Origin of the sequence: Henriciella sp. (assembly GCF_049649345.1) — a bacterium.
Lineage (GTDB): Bacteria > Pseudomonadota > Alphaproteobacteria > Caulobacterales > Hyphomonadaceae > Henriciella.
In genome coordinates, this window is sequence record NZ_JBARZC010000301.1 from 1 (window position 1) to 1,763 (window position 1,763).

Genomic DNA, 1,763 nt, shown 5'->3' on the forward strand with positions numbered 1-1,763 from the left:
CAACGGCAATCTATTACGACACGCCGATCCACCAGATGCCGGCCTTCGAACAGTTCGCGCCAGCGCGTGGCTTGCCGGAGTGCGAGAAGGCGTCGCGCGAAGTGCTGAGCCTGCCGATGCACCCCTATCTATCGGAAGGACAGGTCCATAAGGTTTGCAACACGCTTCTTGGGGCTTTGCAGCGCTGAAAACGCGCCTTAAGTCAGCCTCATGTCTGAGACGCTGAAAATCCTGGTCGCGCAGCTTAATCCGATTGTCGGAGATATTGACGGCAATCTGGAACTGGCGCGCGAAACGCTAAAGGACGGCGCCGACAAGGGCGCCGATCTCGTCGTCTTCGCCGAGATGTTCCTGCTTGGCTATCCGCCTGAAGACCTCGTTCTGAAACCGAGCGCGGTCGAGGACTGCATGACGGCGGTCAAGACACTGGCGGTAGAGAGCAAGGATTTGCCGGCTTTCGCGATCGGATCGCCCTGGGCAGAAGCGGGCGCGCTCTACAACTCGGTGGTCTATTGCGCGCGCGGCGCTGTGAAGGCGCGGTATGACAAGCAGGAATTGCCGAACTATGGCGTCTTCGACGAACAACGCCTTTTCACCAAGGGCCAGTCGCCGGCGGTGATCATAGATGTGAAGGGCGTGAAGATTGGCCTCGCGATCTGTGAGGATGTCTGGTTCGAGCGCGTGCCACGCGCGGCGCATGCGGCGGGGGCTGAACTCCTCCTCATTCCAAACGGGTCCCCCTGGCGGCGAAGCATTCATGCAGAGCGGGCTGAGGCCTTCGACAAATGGGCACCGCTCGGCATGCCCTATCTTTTCGTCAATCAGGTCGGCGGGCAGGATGAGCTGGTTTTCGATGGGGCGTCCTATGCCACCAATTCAACCCACGCTGAGCGCTGCGGCCTTGTTGGCCAGTTCCAGACGGGGACGGAGCTTGTCGAATTCGATCTCGAAACACGCAGGCTGATCCTGAAGGATGATGGCTGCCGGCTCGATCATGATGGGTGGCATATGGAGTATCGCGCGGCGATGCTGGCGCTCGGCGATTATGTCAACAAGAACAAGTTTCCGGGTGTCGTGCTCGGTATGTCGGGCGGGATCGACAGCGCGCTAACGGCCGCGATCGCGGTCGATGCGCTGGGCGCGGATCGCGTCTGGTGTGTCATGCTGCCGTCGAAATATACATCGTCTGACAGTCTGGAAGACGCCAAGGCCTGCGCCAATGCGCTCGGCGCGCGCTATGACATCATCAACATTGCCCCGGGTGTCGGCGCAATGGATGAAATGCTGGGCGAGCAGTTTGCTGAAACGCAGAGGGACACCACCGAAGAGAATATCCAGTCGCGCCTGCGGGCCGTGACGCTCATGGCACTTTCCAACAAGTTCGGCCATATGGTCGTCACGACGGGTAACAAGTCTGAGATGGCCGTAGGTTATGCGACGCTCTATGGCGACATGTGCGGCGGCTACAATGCGCTGAAGGACTTCTACAAGACTGAAGTCTTCGAGCTCTGCAAATGGCGTAATCTCAACCACCCGTCTGGCGCGCTTGGCCCGAAAGGTGAGGTGATCCCGGAGCGGATCATCACCAAGCCGCCCTCGGCCGAATTGCGCGAAGACCAGAAGGATGAGGATTCGCTACCACCTTATGACGACCTCGACGATATCCTGCGCGGGCTTGTCGATGAGGAAGAAGACATTCGCGATATCATGGCGCGCGGCCATGAAGAGGCGACTGTAAAGCGGATCGAGCATCTCTTGTATCT

At 59.3% G+C, this 1,763-nt stretch carries 2 protein-coding genes; both read left to right on the forward strand.

Going from position 1 to position 1,763, the window contains the following annotated elements; all coding sequences use genetic code 11:
• The coding region (locus WA989_RS07975; protein ID WP_424339973.1) for a DegT/DnrJ/EryC1/StrS family aminotransferase at positions 1 to 188 on the forward strand (188 nt) is incomplete at its 5' end.
• Between the two features lie 22 nt (positions 189 to 210).
• Positions 211 to 1,763, forward strand: a 1,553-nt coding sequence (locus WA989_RS07980) for an NAD+ synthase (RefSeq protein WP_424339974.1), incomplete at its 3' end; no start/stop codon positions are given.